General features: G+C 71.1%; 14 protein-coding genes. 9 read left to right on the top strand and 5 right to left on the bottom strand.

From position 1 onward, the window contains the following. Positions 1-93: 93 nt before the first annotated feature. Both ACY0PA_RS40290 and ACY0PA_RS40285 read right to left on the bottom strand, forming a co-directional pair. Complete coding sequence (locus ACY0PA_RS40290) at positions 94-921, bottom strand: N-formylglutamate amidohydrolase (protein ID WP_473082290.1); 828 nt, start codon at positions 919-921, stop codon at positions 94-96. A 162-nt stretch (positions 922-1083) separates the two neighbouring features. Beyond that, positions 1084-1683, bottom strand: a complete 600-nt coding sequence (locus ACY0PA_RS40285; protein ID WP_473082289.1) for a TIGR03086 family metal-binding protein — start codon at positions 1681-1683, stop codon at positions 1084-1086. A 60-nt stretch (positions 1684-1743) separates the two neighbouring features. Here ACY0PA_RS40285 and ACY0PA_RS40280 point away from each other — a divergent pair, with 60 nt between their 5' ends. Further along, the gene (locus ACY0PA_RS40280; protein WP_473086586.1) at positions 1744-2178 is read left to right on the top strand and encodes a MarR family winged helix-turn-helix transcriptional regulator; all 435 of its coding nucleotides are present in this window, start codon (positions 1744-1746) and stop codon (positions 2176-2178) included. Between the two features lie 7 nt (positions 2179-2185). Here the strand turns inward: ACY0PA_RS40280 and ACY0PA_RS40275 are convergent, their stop codons facing one another. Further along, positions 2186-3700: an alpha/beta hydrolase gene (locus ACY0PA_RS40275; RefSeq protein WP_473082288.1), complete on the bottom strand. Its 1515-nt coding sequence runs from the start codon at positions 3698-3700 to the stop codon at positions 2186-2188. Positions 3701-3796: 96 nt separating this feature from the next. On the opposite strand from ACY0PA_RS40275, the gene ACY0PA_RS40270 reads away from it, so the two are divergent. After that, positions 3797-4726 carry a helix-turn-helix domain-containing protein gene (locus ACY0PA_RS40270; protein WP_473082287.1) on the top strand — a complete coding sequence of 310 codons (930 nt, stop codon included), beginning with the start codon at positions 3797-3799 and terminating at the stop codon, positions 4724-4726. Positions 4727-4829: 103 nt separating this feature from the next. Next, positions 4830-5729, top strand: coding sequence for an aminoglycoside phosphotransferase family protein (locus ACY0PA_RS40265; protein WP_473082286.1), 900 nt, complete (start codon positions 4830-4832; stop codon positions 5727-5729). A gap of 90 nt (positions 5730-5819) precedes the next feature. Here the strand turns inward: ACY0PA_RS40265 and ACY0PA_RS40260 are convergent, their stop codons facing one another. Continuing rightward, entirely contained in the window at positions 5820-6365 is a 546-nt protein-coding gene (locus tag ACY0PA_RS40260; protein ID WP_473082285.1) for an HAD domain-containing protein, read from the bottom strand. Between the two features lie 58 nt (positions 6366-6423). On the opposite strand from ACY0PA_RS40260, the gene ACY0PA_RS40255 reads away from it, so the two are divergent. Together ACY0PA_RS40255 and ACY0PA_RS40250 are read left to right on the top strand one after the other, a co-directional pair. Continuing rightward, positions 6424-7254, top strand: a complete 831-nt coding sequence (locus ACY0PA_RS40255) for a phosphotransferase (protein ID WP_473082284.1) — start codon at positions 6424-6426, stop codon at positions 7252-7254. A gap of 275 nt (positions 7255-7529) precedes the next feature. After that, positions 7530-7916: a luciferase domain-containing protein gene (locus tag ACY0PA_RS40250; protein ID WP_473082283.1), complete on the top strand. Its 387-nt coding sequence runs from the start codon at positions 7530-7532 to the stop codon at positions 7914-7916. Between the two features lie 103 nt (positions 7917-8019). On the opposite strand, the gene ACY0PA_RS40245 is transcribed toward ACY0PA_RS40250, so the two are convergent. Further along, the gene (locus ACY0PA_RS40245; RefSeq protein WP_473082282.1) at positions 8020-9090 is read right to left on the bottom strand and encodes a LacI family DNA-binding transcriptional regulator; all 1071 of its coding nucleotides are present in this window, start codon (positions 9088-9090) and stop codon (positions 8020-8022) included. A gap of 256 nt (positions 9091-9346) precedes the next feature. Between ACY0PA_RS40245 and ACY0PA_RS40240 the strand changes: the two genes are divergently transcribed. The 4 genes from ACY0PA_RS40240 to ACY0PA_RS40225 all read left to right on the top strand — a co-directional run bounded on the left by ACY0PA_RS40240 (position 9347) and on the right by ACY0PA_RS40225 (position 13879). Further along, positions 9347-10639, top strand: coding sequence for an ABC transporter substrate-binding protein (locus tag ACY0PA_RS40240; protein ID WP_406101566.1), 1293 nt, complete (start codon positions 9347-9349; stop codon positions 10637-10639). An 18-nt stretch (positions 10640-10657) separates the two neighbouring features. Then, a complete protein-coding gene (locus ACY0PA_RS40235) occupies positions 10658-11629 on the top strand; it encodes a carbohydrate ABC transporter permease (protein WP_473082281.1) in 972 nt (323 codons plus the stop codon). A 32-nt stretch (positions 11630-11661) separates the two neighbouring features. Further along, positions 11662-12546, top strand: coding sequence for a carbohydrate ABC transporter permease (locus tag ACY0PA_RS40230; RefSeq protein ID WP_473086585.1), 885 nt, complete (start codon positions 11662-11664; stop codon positions 12544-12546). Between the two features lie 61 nt (positions 12547-12607). Next, positions 12608-13879, top strand: coding sequence for a glycoside hydrolase 5 family protein (locus ACY0PA_RS40225; RefSeq protein ID WP_473082280.1), 1272 nt, complete (start codon positions 12608-12610; stop codon positions 13877-13879). Positions 13880-13941: the final 62 nt, after the last annotated feature.

Genomic DNA, 13941 nt, shown 5'->3' with positions numbered 1-13941 from the left:
ATCATGCAACGGGCCAGGGCGCGCCACCGACCCTTCTTGCCGTTCCGGCAAAGAATCTGCTCGGCCGAGGCGATCTGCTGGAGTGCGTCCGGCTCAGTCGCGCGCGCCGCCGATCATGTCCACGAGTTCCGCCAGCGCGGTGGCGGCTTCGGGCAGGCCCGGCGTGGGCGTCACCGGTTCGTCCAGGTACATGTCCCGCCGGAGTTCGATCATGAGTGCGCTGACCCTCGGGTCCTTGCCGTAGTGCCGCAGCGGCACGTACGTCCCGGCGAACGGTGTGTCGAGGGCGATGTCCCCGAGCCGGCCGAAGGCGGCGCGCGCCTGCGCGAGCAGGGCGTCGGGGGTGTGGAAGGGGTCGGTGCCCAGGCACACGTGCGGGCGCGGGCCCGCGCCGTGGAGTTCGTACGGCAGGGCCCGGCTCGGGTACGAGTGCACGTCGACGATCACCACGCGCCCGGCGGCGGCGAGCCGGTCCTCGACGGCGTCCGTCATCGCGGCGGCGTAGGGGTGGAAGTAGGTGTCGAGGAGCTCTGGGCCATCGGCGGGAGGTTCGGGCCTGAGAACCTCACGGTGGGTGGTGTGGGTGTACACCGCGCCCATGCCGACCGCGCTCATCTCCTCGCGCTCGTCGGGAAACCGTTCGGGGTCCACGACGAGGCGGGAGAGTTCGTTGACGAAGCGCCAGGGCGTCATCGCCGCGTCACGCGCGGCGAGTTCGGCGATGTCCTGCGTATGGGCGTCCGTGATCAGGTCCAACTCCCGTTCCAGGGAGACGTCGTCGAGCACGATGCCCTTCCGGACGTACGCCGGCACGACACGCGAGCCGTGCGGCACGTGGAGGAGGACGGGCGAGGCCGCGCTCCCGGGAATCAGCCGGTACGACGGCCGGGTGTCCTCTGCAGAACTGTCCGTGGTGTCCATGTGCACACTCTCCTCCGCCCGACGGCCCTCACAGGCCGCAGTGCGTGGACGGCACTTCGCCGTCGTATGGCCGAGGCCGACCGCGTCCGGGTTGACCCCGGTGCGGTAGGAGCGCTGCGACATCAGTTCGCCGCCCTGAGGCCGAGCCCACCAGGCGAAGGGCTACGCGGGCGCGGGCCGCCATGACGGGGAGCGGCCCAGGAGCGCGACGATCTCGTCGAGCGGGGAGCCGCCGTCGGCCGCGACCACCGGCGCGAAGGCCGCACGAGGGCCAAGGCGCGCCTCGCCTCCGGGCACCACCCGCGCCACGGCGAGCGCCGCATCGAGGAGTTCGGGGCCGAACGTCACCGTGTGCCCCAGTGTCCGGGCCACGTCCCAGGAGTGCACGACGTAGTCGACGAGGTGGAAGCTGACGGCCTGCGCTCCCGGGAACGGTCCGCCGTCGCGGATCTCCGGGAGCGGGAACGGCCGCTCCGTCACCCCGTCGACGGCGAAGGCCTCCAGGACGTGCTGGGCAGCCGCGCGGTACGCCCCGACCGGGTCGTCCCCCAGGGGACGCGGCTGCCACACCGCGATGTCCGCCTCTGCGCGCGAGGCCGCGGCGAATCCGTAGTGCTGCGCGGCCATGTGACCGAGCAGGTCACGCAGCGTCCACCCGGCGCACGGCGTCGGCCTGACCAGGTCCCCGGCCGTCGCCCGCCCCACCACGTCGACGCTCGTACGCACCGCTTCCGCGTCGAACGCGACCAGATCCTTATTCATAGGCATACGCTTATGGTCTGTCGACGCCTATCACATGTCAACGTCTATCATCGGCACGTGATGGCCAAGAACGGCGGACGGCGCGACCTCGCCGCGATGCTGCAGCCCCTGGTGCGTTCCCTCATCGCCGCCGAGCTGCCGGTGCTCGCCTCGCACGGGCTCTCGATGTGGGGATACGTCGTCCTCAGCGCCCTGGACGACGGCCCGGTCCGCACGCAGGCCGCGCTCGCGGCGGCCATCGGCGCCGACAAGACCCGGATCATCTCCACGCTGGACACGTTGCAGGAGAACGGGCTGATCTCCCGCACCCCGGACCCGCACGACCGCCGGGTCCGGCTCCTCTCCATCACCGACGAGGGCCGGCGTGTGCGCAGGTCCGCGCAGGCCGACATCCACGCGCACGAGGACCACCTCCTGTCCCGGCTCCCCGCGGCCGAGCGCCGTGTCTTCCTCGACTCGGTCCAGACCCTGACCCCGGATGCGGACACCCCCTAGGCACCCCCTAAGGGGCCCCTGCCCCCAGGTGTCCGAGCACCGAGCGCACCGCCCGTTCCACCGCGTCGCGTGACGCGTCGGTGGGGTCGGTCGTCTCGAAGCCATGGTGTCCGAGCGGCACGTCGATCACCTCGACCGCGGCGCCGCAGTCCGCTGCCGCGGACACGAACTCCTCGACCGTCACCGCGATTTCAGGGCGCTCGAGCCCCACCCGCGTCAGCACGATCGGCAACTGCCCCGCACCACGCACCGCCGCCGCCGGGCGGAACCGGCTGTCGGTGAGCCCCCAGCCCGGCAGCGGCGCGAGGATCGGGTACGAGGCCGCCACGCACCGCAGCCACGGCGGCGGCGCCGCGAGCCAGTCGGCCGACAGGAGTCCGCCGGCGGACACGAACCACAGCGCGACGCGGGCGCCGTCGACCCGTGGATCGGCCCGCACGAGATCGATCGCCCCGGCGATGTCGTCGGCGGCCCGCCCGTACGCGGTCAGTTCATGGAGCCGGTGGTCCACGGTCACGCCGACAGCGCCCAGGCTCGCCACGTACTGGGCGTAGCCGACGAAGGCGGGCCAGTCACGCGGTGTCGGGCGGGCGCCGGCCGGAACCGGCCCGCCGTGCACGAAGACCACAGCGGGCCGGGGGCCGTCGGCATCGGGCAGATGCAGATCGACGCGGCCCGTGCGCTCCCGCGGCCGCTCCTTGACGTCCATGAGGAACGGCCGTAGATGTGCAGGCTGTTCGCGCCCGCTGGCGGACACCTGGCGCCCCTCCCCCGCGGCGGCCCGGAGCAGGACGTCCACGAGCTCGCGGGGAGCGGAGAGCATCGGCCAGTGCCCGGTGTCGAGTTCGAAGAAGGTGACACCCGCGTCGGCGAGCGCCCGGAACGCGGGATCGCCCATGGCCACCATCGCCTCGACCACGGCGATTCTCGACCCGTTGGCCGTGCACAGGACACCCGTCGTCGGCAGCTCGGCGCCCGCGCCGGACAGACGCAGCGGCTGGGTGAGCGTGGCCAGGGGCTGGGGAGCGGCCCGTTCGGTCAGGCGTTCCAGCGCCTCGGCCGTGAGGCCGGCGACGCTGCCCCAGCGCTGCCACTCCACCACCACCGGCGCGGGCAGCGTCCCGGCGCTGCTTTCCCGGGACAGGGTCAGCACGCGCTCGCGGACCGTCTGGTCGGGCACCAACTTGAGGGCCGGGTCGCCGCTCTGGGGGATGCCGACGTCCACCTGGACGATCCTGGCGATCCGTTCGGGCCGCCGGTGCGCGGCGCCGCGCACCGGGTGAATGCCGTAGCAGTGGCCGACGAGGACCACGTCCTGTGCCTCGAGCCGGTCGATCAGCCGCACCAGCTCCTCGATGTGCGTCTCCAGATCCACGCCCGGCCCCGCCGGACGACCGCCGCCCTCCATGCCCGTGAGCGTCACTTCGTACGCCCGCTCCCCCGCGTCCCTCAGCCCGGCGGCCACTTCCCGCCATACCCAGCCGCCGGTATGGGCCCCCGCCACCAGGATGAATGCCGTCATACCCGTCTCCTCCCACGCCATAGTCCACTCACCGGCCGCACCGGCCGTCCACGCTCGCCGGTACCGTAGGAACTCCCCCTGAGGGAGGTTCAAGCCGTGTCCGCCGACAGCACGTGGTCCATCGGGGAGCTCGCCGAACGCGCGGGCGTCACCGTCAAGACGGTCCGCTTCTACTCGGACCGCGGTCTGCTGCCCGAAGGGCCCCGCAGTACGGGCGGCCATCGCCGGTACGGACCCGAGGCGCTCGACCGGCTCCGCGTCATCCGCTCCCTGCGCGCCCTCGACCTGCCGCTGCCGGACGTGAGCCGCGTGCTGAGTGAAGAGGGCGCGCTGGACGACGCTCTTGAGGACGTCGTCGCGGGGCAGTTGCGGGACATCGGCTCCCGACTGGCCGGGCTGCGCTGGCGGGAGGCCGCGCTCCAGCTGCTCCAGGACTGCACGCCCGCCGAGCGTACCGAGCGGCTGCTTCTCGTCGGCGCGATGTCGGCACCGCCCAGTACGGCCGCACCAGCCCGGTTCTGGCGCCGGTGGCTGCCGCTGCGGATGCCCGCCCGAGTCGTCTCCGCCGTCCTCGAACAGGCCGTACCGCAGCCTCCGGAGGACCCGACTCCGGCCCATGTCCTGGCCTTCGCCCGGCTGCACGCGTTCACCTCGCGATCGTGCGAGGGCGGCGACCGCGGCCAGCCCGCGGCGCACCGGACCGACGAGGGGTTCCGCCCCGGGGTGCTCTACGAGGGGCTCGGCGAGGCCCACGCTCTGGCATCGCCGCACCTGCGCGACCAGCAGTCACCGCACGAGGGCGAGGCGCTGGACTGCTTCGTCTCCGCCCACGCGGCCTCACGGGGCGTACGCGACACCCCCGCGTTCCGCCGCACGCTCAGCCGTGTGCTGGCCGCCGATCCGCGTATCGACCACTACTGGCAGCTTGTCGCCGAACTGACCGGTCCTTCGCGGCCGACGCCCGGCGCCGCCCACGACTGGCTCTGCGCCGCGCTCGACGCCCAGGTCGCACGTCAGACCAGCTGAGGGGCGGCAGTCATCGGCGGTTAATCGCTTGGGCCCGCGCCGCCCGCTTCCGTATCTTGGCGCAACGGCAGACGCGCCATGTGGCTCTACGCGAAAGGCTTCCATGTGCCCTCGTAAGTTGCGGCCCGAAGAGGCGGACATCGACGCCTCGTTGGTGCGCCGGCTCGTCGACGGGCAGTTCCCTGAGTGGGCCGGGCTGCCACTCACCGAGGTCATCTCGGCGGGTACGTCCAACGCCATGTACCGCCTCGGCGAGGACATGGCCGTGCGGCTCCCCCGCCTTGCGGGCTCCGCGCAGGACGTGGACAAGGAGCACCGGTGGCTGCCCCAGCTCGCCGGAGCGCTCCCCTTTGCCGTCCCCACGCCCCTGGGCAAGGGCACTCCCGGCGAGGGCTACCCGTGGCCGTGGTCCGTGTACCGCTGGCTCGACGGCGCCAACCCCGCCCAGGACCGCACCCCCGAACCGGCCCTGCTGGCCGAGGACTTGGCGCAGTTCGTCTCCGCACTCCAGCGTGTCGACCCCACCGGCGGCCCTGCTTCCTACCGCACCGAGCCGCTGGCGGAGCGGGACGAGGTGACGCGTGCGGCGATCCGTGAGCTGCGGGCGGAGCTGGACGGTGATGCGGCGGCCGCCGTCTGGGAGTCGGCCCTGCGGGCGCAGGGGTGGGCCGGGCCCGCCGTGTGGATCCACGCGGATCTGCAGCCCGGGAACGTGCTCGTCGCGGACGGACGGCTCAGCGCCGTCATCGACTTCGGCTGTCTGGGTCTTGGTGACCCGGCGGTCGACCTCATCGCGGCCTGGTACCTGCTGCCCGCCGGTGCGCGCGAGGTCTTCCGGACCGGCTCGGGCTCGGACGACGACGCCTGGGCACGGGGCCGCGGCTGGGCCCTGTCGGTCGCCCTCCTGGAGCTCCAGCACTACCGGGAGAGCAACCCGGTGATGGCCTCCATCGCCCGCCATGTCATCGCGGAACTCCTCACCGACGACATCGCGGCGGCCTGACGATCCGACCTGCCCAAACACCGGCACGGCCCCGGATCGGTCCGCCGCGGGCCGCAACCACGGTCGAGGCAGGCGCGCTCACCGCCCTGATCATTCGGCAGCCGCGCGCAACCACTCGTCCAGGCGGGCGAAGTCGGCCTCCGTGAGGCCCCGTCGAGGGTCCACACGATGCAGCAGGGCGCGTTCCGGGTGATGTGCGAAGACCCAGGCACGCTCGGTGTCGGTGATCTCGTCGTCGACCCATGCGAAGGGACGGCCCTGCGCCTGGTCGACCAGGGCGCGGGTCTTCCAGTGCAGGCCACGCACGCCGTGCCCTTCATCGCACGCGTCCCGAACCGGCGGGTCCGGCCAGTCCACCACCGGCAGCGGAGGCAGCCCGAGGAGCGGGGCGACGCAGTCGTTCGCCTCGTCCATCCAGGTCGTCGCCCAGACGAGCTCGCACGGGAGCGCCGCGAGCCGGGGGCCGTACTCGGGGTTGATCCTGGCCAGCAGGGGGTTCAGGTCGGCGCCCGGCGGGGCGGGGCATCCCGGGCGGCACATCGGATACGTCGGATAGGACTCCGGCGGCCCGCCGAACGGAATCAGCGGCCCGTCGATGTCGAGGAAGAGCAGCGGAAGCTGCTCGGATCCGGTCACTTCAGCACCGTAGCGACTCGGGCACCACGCCCGCGGCCACGCCGCTAGTGTGACGGGCATGACTGGGGACACGGGGCCTGCGGACAGCCACGAACTGGCGGGCGGCATGGTGAACGCGGGCGCGGTCTTCCGGCGGGGCGACGTGGTCGAGCGGCCGGCGCCGCCGAATGTCCGGGCGCTCCACGCCTACCTCGCGGCGCTGAGGCATCAGGGATTCGACGCGGCTCCGGTGCCGGTCGGCGTCCGTGCCGACGGGCGTGAGCAGTTGGGGTTCATTCCCGGCTACGTGGCCGTCCCGCCGTTTCCGCGGTGGGCCATGTCGCAGACGGCCCTCCGGTCTGTCGGGGTCCTGCTGAGGCGCCTGCACGAGGCGAGTGCGCGCGTCGCGGTGGACGTATCCGCCGGCTGGGCCGGGGCGCTGGCCGATCCCGAGGGCGGCACGATGCTGTGCCACAACGACGTGTGCCCGGAGAACGTCATCTTCCGGGACGGCCGCGCCGTGGCCCTGATCGACTTCGACCAGGCGGCCCCGGGCCGCCCGGTCTGGGATGTCGCGATGACCGCCGGCTACTGGGTCCCGATGCTGGACCCCGAGTCCGCGGCCCGGCTCTATCCGGTACCTGACCCCTCTCACGCGTGGGACGCCCCGGGGCGGCTGCGGCTCCTCGCGGACAGTTACGGGCTCTCACCGCGGGAACGCGCCGCATTGCCGGAGGTCGTCGAACAGGCCGCCGCGGTATGCCGGGCGTTCGTCGCCCGGCGCGTGGCCGACGGGGACCCCGCCTACGTCCGGGCGCTGCGCGAGCGCGGGGGCTGGGAGCGCTGGGACCGGATTCAGTCGTGGCTCAGCGCCGGGCGCCAAGCGTTCACGACGGCCCTGCTCGCCTGACCCGGTGCCAGGCGCGAGGCGTTCACGGCGCTCCCTGCTCGCCTCACCCCGCGCGCGTCACGCGCCCCCTTCCGCCCCCCGTGAGGCGTCCGAAACCAGTGATTCATCAAGCGGGTGGTGAATAGGGCTGGTTGGCGGGGTGAAGAATGCGCAACCATGTGCACATGACCGCGGCCCATCGCGCCATGACCCAGCTGGAGTCCTGGCCGAACCTGGTAAGTGGCTCTCCCCGGTGCGCCGTTGGGCGCGCCTTCGGGACAGCAGGGTGCGACATCGTGCACTTCCATGCCAACGATGCGGCAGACCTGTACCTCACCCGGACGGCGGTCGAACGCCTCCTTCCGCTGTTGCGCGACAGCACCGCAATCCGGGTGCGCCCCGGCGCCTCGTGGATCACGGTGCTGCTCGACTGCGACGACGACGTGGCGCTCCTGCTGACGCTCATCAGCATGGCGCTCAAGGAACATGAAGCGTTCACAGTGCCCGAGGAGGAGTGCGCCGGGCCCCGCACCGCCCGTACGGCTGCGCCCTGCGACTGGGAACCACGGGCGATCCCTTCGCCGCGCGCCTTTGGCCCTACGGCGCCTTCCGGCGCCGCTCACCACGGACGCGTCCACGACGCGTGGAAGGCCGTCGGACGGATGCTGCCGCACGGCCACTGACGAGAACGATGCCGGGGTGCGCGGGCTGAAATCGGCAACAGGCACACTGCAATTGCCGTCGACCGCCGGTCAGGCGCCTCCGCCTGTCACGCGCCTCCGCCCGTCAGTCGCCCCCGCCCACCACGGCCTCCGCGCCCCGCGCCGCCCCCGTGCTCTCGCGCTCGATCAGGCGCGGCAGCGGCACCTGGACCGTCCGCGACGGGCCGCCGTCCAGGAGTGCCGTCAGTTCCTGGGCCGCGGTGCGGCCGAACTGGACCGTGTCGCGGGACAGTGCTGACAGCCAGGGCTTGACCATGCGGCACAGCGGGGAGTCCTCCCAGGCCACCACCGAGACGTCGCCGGGGACCGAGAACCCCAGCTCACCGGCGGCGGCGACCCCGGCGACGGCCATCACGTCGTTGTCGTAGACGAGCGCAGTCGGGGGTGTGTCGCCCTCCATGACGCGGCGTGTGACCGCGGCGCCCTCGGCGTCCGAGTAGTCCGTGGTCACGGAGCGCACCTCGGTCAGGCCACGGCGCTCGGCCTCGGCGCGCAGGGTGCGGATGCGCCGCTCGGTGTGCGCGAGGCCCGGCAGGCCTGCGATGTGGACGATGCGGCGGTGCCCGAGCGCGTACAGCTCGTCGACGACCGACGCCATCGCGCCGGCGTCGTCCGCCCACACCGTCGACATGCCAGGGTGCTCCGCGTCGGGCACTCCGCCGATCACCACGGCGGGCAGCCCGAGTTCGTCGAGGAGTGCGGGGCGCGGATCGGCCGTGCGGGGGTCGACGACGAGCACGCCGTCCACCCGGTGCTCGGCCCACCAGCGCCGGTAGACGGCGCACTCCGCCCCGACGTCCTCCACCACCTGGAACAGCAGGCCGAGGTGACGCTCCGCCAGGACTTCCTGGATGCCGGAGATGAGCTGGAGGAAGAACGAGTCCACGCCCAGCGTGTCCGCCGGTCGTGCCACGACCAGGCCGACCGTGGCCGCGCCTTCGCCGGACAGAGCGCGGGCCGCTGTGCTGGGCCGCCAGCCGAGCTGCTCGGCCACCCGCCGCACCCGGTCGCGGGTCACCTCGGAGACCCCTGGCCGGTCGTTGAGCGCGAAGGACACGGCGCTCTCCGAGACACCCGCCCTGAGCGCGATGTCCTTCATGGTCGGTCGGCGCGCGGGAGACCGCTTGGCTGGCACAGCTGCCCCTTTCCCCGTGGAACCCCGGTGGGTTGCCGCGACCAGCCTAGCTCATGCGGTCAGAGACTAATGCGCTTGAGTTCAAGACCCTAAAGCGCATTAGTCTCGCACTGCAAAAGGTCTACTCCACTACTCTGACCTGGTGTTCTTCCAGGCGACTCCCGGAAGTTTCAGAGAATGCATTGACTTTTTCCGTGTTCGCAATGCAGGGTCTGCACGGCAACATTCGACGCCGCCGCAAAGGAGCCGTGTCACCGTGCCCATCTCTCGCAGAGCACTAGCCGCTGCCGCCGCCATCGCTGTCGTCCTGCCGCTGAGCGCGTGCGGTTCCGGGGGTGACGACAGCGGCTCGACAGACGCCTCGGGCAAGATCGAAGGCAGCATCACGTTCCAGACGTGGAACCTCAGAGCCAACTTCAAGCCGTACTTCGACGGCCTGGTCAAGGACTTCGAGAAGAAGTACCCCGGCACGCACGTGAAGTGGATCGACCAGCCAGGCGAGGGCTACGCCGACAAGATCAGCGCGGACGCCGCCGGCGGCACGCTGCCCGACGTCGTCAACGTCTCCCCCGACCTCGTCGCCCCGCTCGCCAAGGCCGGCCTCGCGCTCGACCTCGACAAGGCGGCGTCGAAGTACAAGAAGGAGTATCTGCCGGGGGCCTGGGCGAGCCATCAGATACCGGGCATGGACGGCACGTACGCCTTCCCCTGGTACCTCAACACCGGACCGCTGTTCTACAACAAGAGCCTGTTCAAGAAGGCCGGACTCGACGCGTCGCAGCCCCCGAAGACGTACGACGCGCTCTTCGACGACGCGCTCCAGCTCGCGAAGAAGAGCAAGGGCAAGGTGGCCACGCTCGCCAACGTGCCCACCATCGAGGACTTCGGCCGCTACGGCGCTCCGCTCATGAACAAGGAGGGCACCGGCTTCGCGTTCAACGACGCCAAGGGTGTCGAACTCCTCACGAAGTACAAGGAGTTGTACGACGCGAAGGCGCTCGACCCGCAGGCGCTGACCGCGACGCCCGAGTCGACCGGCAAGAAGTTCCTGACCGGGGCCGTGGCGATGAACCCGGGCAGCGCGCTCGACCTGTCGAAGTTCAAGAAGGAAGCGCCCAGCCTCTACAAGAACATCGGGATCACGGACCAGATCACCAGCACCGGCAAGGTGAACATGTACGTGATGGGTGTGATGGTGAACTCGCGCTCCAAGCAGAAGCCCGCGGCCGTGGCGTTCGCGCACTACGTCACCGACGCGCAGCACCAGATGGAGTTCGCCAAGAAGGTCGCCATCTTCCCGAGCACCGCGGGCTCCCTGGACGATCCGTACTTCACGAAGCAGGACGGCTCGGACGAGACGCGGGTGCGGATCGCCGCGGCGGACTCGCTGAAGTCCGCGGTCAACTACACACCGGTCCTGTTCAGCGAGCAGATGAAGACCGAGCTGCGGAACTCCGTCGCCAAGGCCCTCCAGGGCAAGGAGAGCCCCAAGACCGCTCTTGACAACGCTGTCAAAGCCTGCGACCGGCTGCTCCAGCAGCAGGGCTGAGCCCCGGAGCCGTACATCATGACGAGTCCCCTTCCGACCGTGAAGACCGCCGCCAAGACCTCGGCGAACGCAGATAAGACGTCACCCGCGAAGTCCTCGGGCGAGCGGCCGGTCTCCCGCGTCCGACGCCATCTGCCCACCAGCCCCTGGCTGTTCGCCGCTCCCGGACTGCTGGTCGTCGCCGTCTTCATCCTGTATCCGTTCGTCTCCACCGTGGTCAACTCCTTCACCGACCGCCGGACCCTGATCCCCGGCGAGTTCGTGGGCCTGGCCAACTTCCGGGAGCTGCTGCACGACGACATGTTCTGGACGGGGCTGCGCAACAGCGTCCTGTACATGGTCGGGGTCGTCCCCGCCCTCGTACTCCTCCCGCTGCTGCTCGCCCTCCTCGTCCAGAAGAACATCCCGGGCATCACCTTCTTCCGGTCGGCCTTCTACACACCGGTGGTCGCGTCCATCGTCGTGGTCGGCCTCATCTGGGTGTGGATGCTGGACGAGCGCGGGCTGGTGAACTCACTGCTCGAAGCCGTGGGCATCGGCAGGGTCGGCTTCCTCAGCGACCAGTGGCTGCTCCTGTTGAGCGCCATGGCCGTCACGGTCTGGAAGGGCCTCGGCTACTACATGATCATTTACCTGGCGGCGCTGGCCAACGTGCCGCGCGAACTGCACGAGGCCGCCTCGGTGGACGGTGCGGGCGCGGTGCGCCGCTTCTTCACCGTCACCGTGCCCGCCGTGCGCTCCACCATGGTCCTGGTCGCCGCGCTCTCCTCGGTCGCCGCCTTCAAGGTGTTCTCCGAGGTCTATCTGATGGCGGGGCCGAACGGTGGCCCCGCGGGCGAGGACACCACGCTCGTGATGCTCGTGCAGCGCACCGGCACGGGCCTGACCGGCCGCGTCGGCTACGCCTCGGCGATCTCCGTCGTCGTCTTCGTCGTCACCGTCGCGCTGATGCTGCTCGTGCTCCGCACCGACCGGAAGGAGGACGCGTGAGCGTCAGCGAGGACGTCCGCGCCACAACAGGCCTGACACGCAAGCCGGTTCGGCGGCGCCGCGCGCCGGGCGTCACCGACGAGAACGGCCGGCGCATCCGTGTCTGGGAGCTCGTGCTGCGCTACGCGCTGCTGCTCGCCGTGCTCGCGATCACCGTCGGGCCCTTCCTCTGGCAGCTGTCCACCTCGCTCAAGGGAACGCACGAGGACATCTTCAGCTCCCCGCCGAAGTTCCTGCCGGGCGATCCCACTCTCCACAACTACGAGCGCGTCGCCGACACCATCCCCGTCTGGGACTACGCGTTCAACTCCCTGAAGGTCGCCACGGCCAACGTGGTCACCAACTGCGTCGGCTCCGCGCTCGCGGGCTACGCGCTCGCCCGGCTGCGCTACCGCGGCCGGAAGTTCGCCACCCTCGTGTTCATCCTCGCGATGCTGGTGCCCGTCGAGAGCATCGTCATCGCGCAGTTCACGACGATGCGCGAACTCGGCCTCAACAACACGCTCGTCGGCGTGGTTCTGCCGGGCTGCATCGCCGCCATGAACGTCCTGCTGATGCGCAACGCGTTCCTCAACCTGCCCTACGAGATCGAGGAGGCGGCCTACGTCGACGGGGCGAACGCCTGGCAGCGGTTCCTGCGGATCGCGCTGCCCTCCGTGAAGGGCACCCTCGCGGTCGTCGCGATCTTCGCGTTCATGGGCGCATGGGACGACTTCCTGTGGCCGCTGATCGTGCTCAGCGACCCGGCGAAGTTCACCCTCACCATCGGCCTGAACTATCTGCACGGCACCTTCGCCAACGACGAGCGGATCGTCGCGGCCGGCACGATCATCGCCGTCGCGCCGCTGATCGTCCTCTTCGCCTGCCTCCAGCGGTACTTCTTCCGCGGGGTCGGCGAGGGAGCCGTCAAGGGCTGACACCCGTACCGCGGACATCTCGTCACCGAGGCCCCCACGTACCACAGAACCAGGACTCCGCATGACTTCTGCCGTGCGCTTCGGCGTCAACTACACCCCCAGCCAGGGGTGGTTCCACCACTGGCTCGACTTCGACCTCGACGCCGTGCGCGCCGATCTCGACTCGATCGCCGCGCTGGGCCTCGACCACATCCGGGTGTTCCCGCTGTGGCCGTACTTCCAGCCCAACCGCACGCTGATCCGTCCGCGCGCCGTCGAGCACCTCGTCGAGCTCGCCGACGCGGCGGCCGAGCGCGGGCTCGACGTGAACGTGGACGGCCTGCAAGGGCATCTGTCGAGCTTCGACTTCCTGCCCGCGTGGACGCAGACGTGGCACCGGCGGAACCTCTTCACCGACCCCGATGTGGTCGAGGGCCAGGAGGCGTATCTGCGCACGCTCGCCGCGGCGCTCGCCGACCGGCCCAACTTCATCGGCATGACGATCGGCAACGAGGTCAACCAGTTCGCGGCGGGCCCGCACCCCGACCCGGACCGCATCACACCGGAGCAGGCGGGGAGTTGGCTGCGCCGCGTGCTCGCCGCGTGCGAGGAGGGCGCGCCGGGGCGGACCCATCTGCACGCCTCGTACGACGCCGCCTGGTACCAGGACGACCAGCCGTTCACGCCCGCGCACTCCGCACGGCTCGGCGCGCTCACCGCGGTGCATTCGTGGGTGTTCAACGGGACGGCGCAGCGCCACGGCCGCACCGGGACGGCCACCGAGCACCATGCCGCGTACCTCATCGAGCTGTCCAAGGCCTGGGCCGGCGATCCGCACCGGCCCGTCTGGCTGCAGGAGGTCGGCGCGCCCGCGCCCCTGGTCCCCGCCGAGCACGCGGCGCACTTCACCGAGGCGACCGTCGAGAACGCGCTCGACTGCCCGGACCTGTGGGGCGTGACGTGGTGGTGCTCGCACGACGTCAGCCGTGATCTCGCCGATTTTCCCGAACTCGAGTACAGCCTCGGCCTGCTGACGAGCGAGCGGCGGCCGAAACCCGCGGCGAAGGCCCTCGCCCGCATCGTCGCGGACCGGCGCGCCCATCCCCGTACGCCCGCGCCGCGCACCACCGCGCTCGTCGTCGACGCCGGTGACGACGAGGCCGCCCCGAACCGCTCGGTGTGTGCCCCCGGCGGCGCCGTCTTCGAGGCGTTCGCCCGGCTCACGGCCGACGGGGCCCGGCCCACCACGGTCCTCGCCGGCCGCGCCGACGACAAGGAACATCTGGTGGCGCGCGGCATCACCGAAGTGGTCACACCGGACCACGTCACACGGACCGTCGGCACGGTTCCGTAACCGGTCGAACCTGATACGGACCGCACGATTCGAGGTGCGCCGCGTCGGGGAGTTGTACAGCG

It is taken from the genome of Streptomyces sp. DS1-CR2, from assembly GCF_055760475.1.
The sequence above is the reverse complement of the archived record's forward strand: the minus strand, read 5'-3'. Positions and strand labels throughout refer to the sequence as shown.

What these genes read in the sequence shown, in the direction of transcription:
- ACY0PA_RS40290 (WP_473082290.1), bottom strand. Translation starts at nt 921, where the DNA reads ATGGACACCACGGACAGTTCTGCAGAGGACACCCGGCCGTCGTACCGG.
- ACY0PA_RS40285 (WP_473082289.1), bottom strand. Translation starts at nt 1,683, where the DNA reads ATGAATAAGGATCTGGTCGCGTTCGACGCGGAAGCGGTGCGTACGAGC.
- ACY0PA_RS40280 (WP_473086586.1), top strand. Translation starts at nt 1,744, where the DNA reads ATGGCCAAGAACGGCGGACGGCGCGACCTCGCCGCGATGCTGCAGCCC.
- ACY0PA_RS40275 (WP_473082288.1), bottom strand. Translation starts at nt 3,700, where the DNA reads ATGACGGCATTCATCCTGGTGGCGGGGGCCCATACCGGCGGCTGGGTA.
- ACY0PA_RS40265 (WP_473082286.1), top strand. Translation starts at nt 4,830, where the DNA reads ATGTGCCCTCGTAAGTTGCGGCCCGAAGAGGCGGACATCGACGCCTCG.
- ACY0PA_RS40255 (WP_473082284.1), top strand. Translation starts at nt 6,424, where the DNA reads ATGACTGGGGACACGGGGCCTGCGGACAGCCACGAACTGGCGGGCGGC.
- ACY0PA_RS40235 (WP_473082281.1), top strand. Translation starts at nt 10,658, where the DNA reads ATGACGAGTCCCCTTCCGACCGTGAAGACCGCCGCCAAGACCTCGGCG.
- ACY0PA_RS40225 (WP_473082280.1), top strand. Translation starts at nt 12,608, where the DNA reads ATGACTTCTGCCGTGCGCTTCGGCGTCAACTACACCCCCAGCCAGGGG.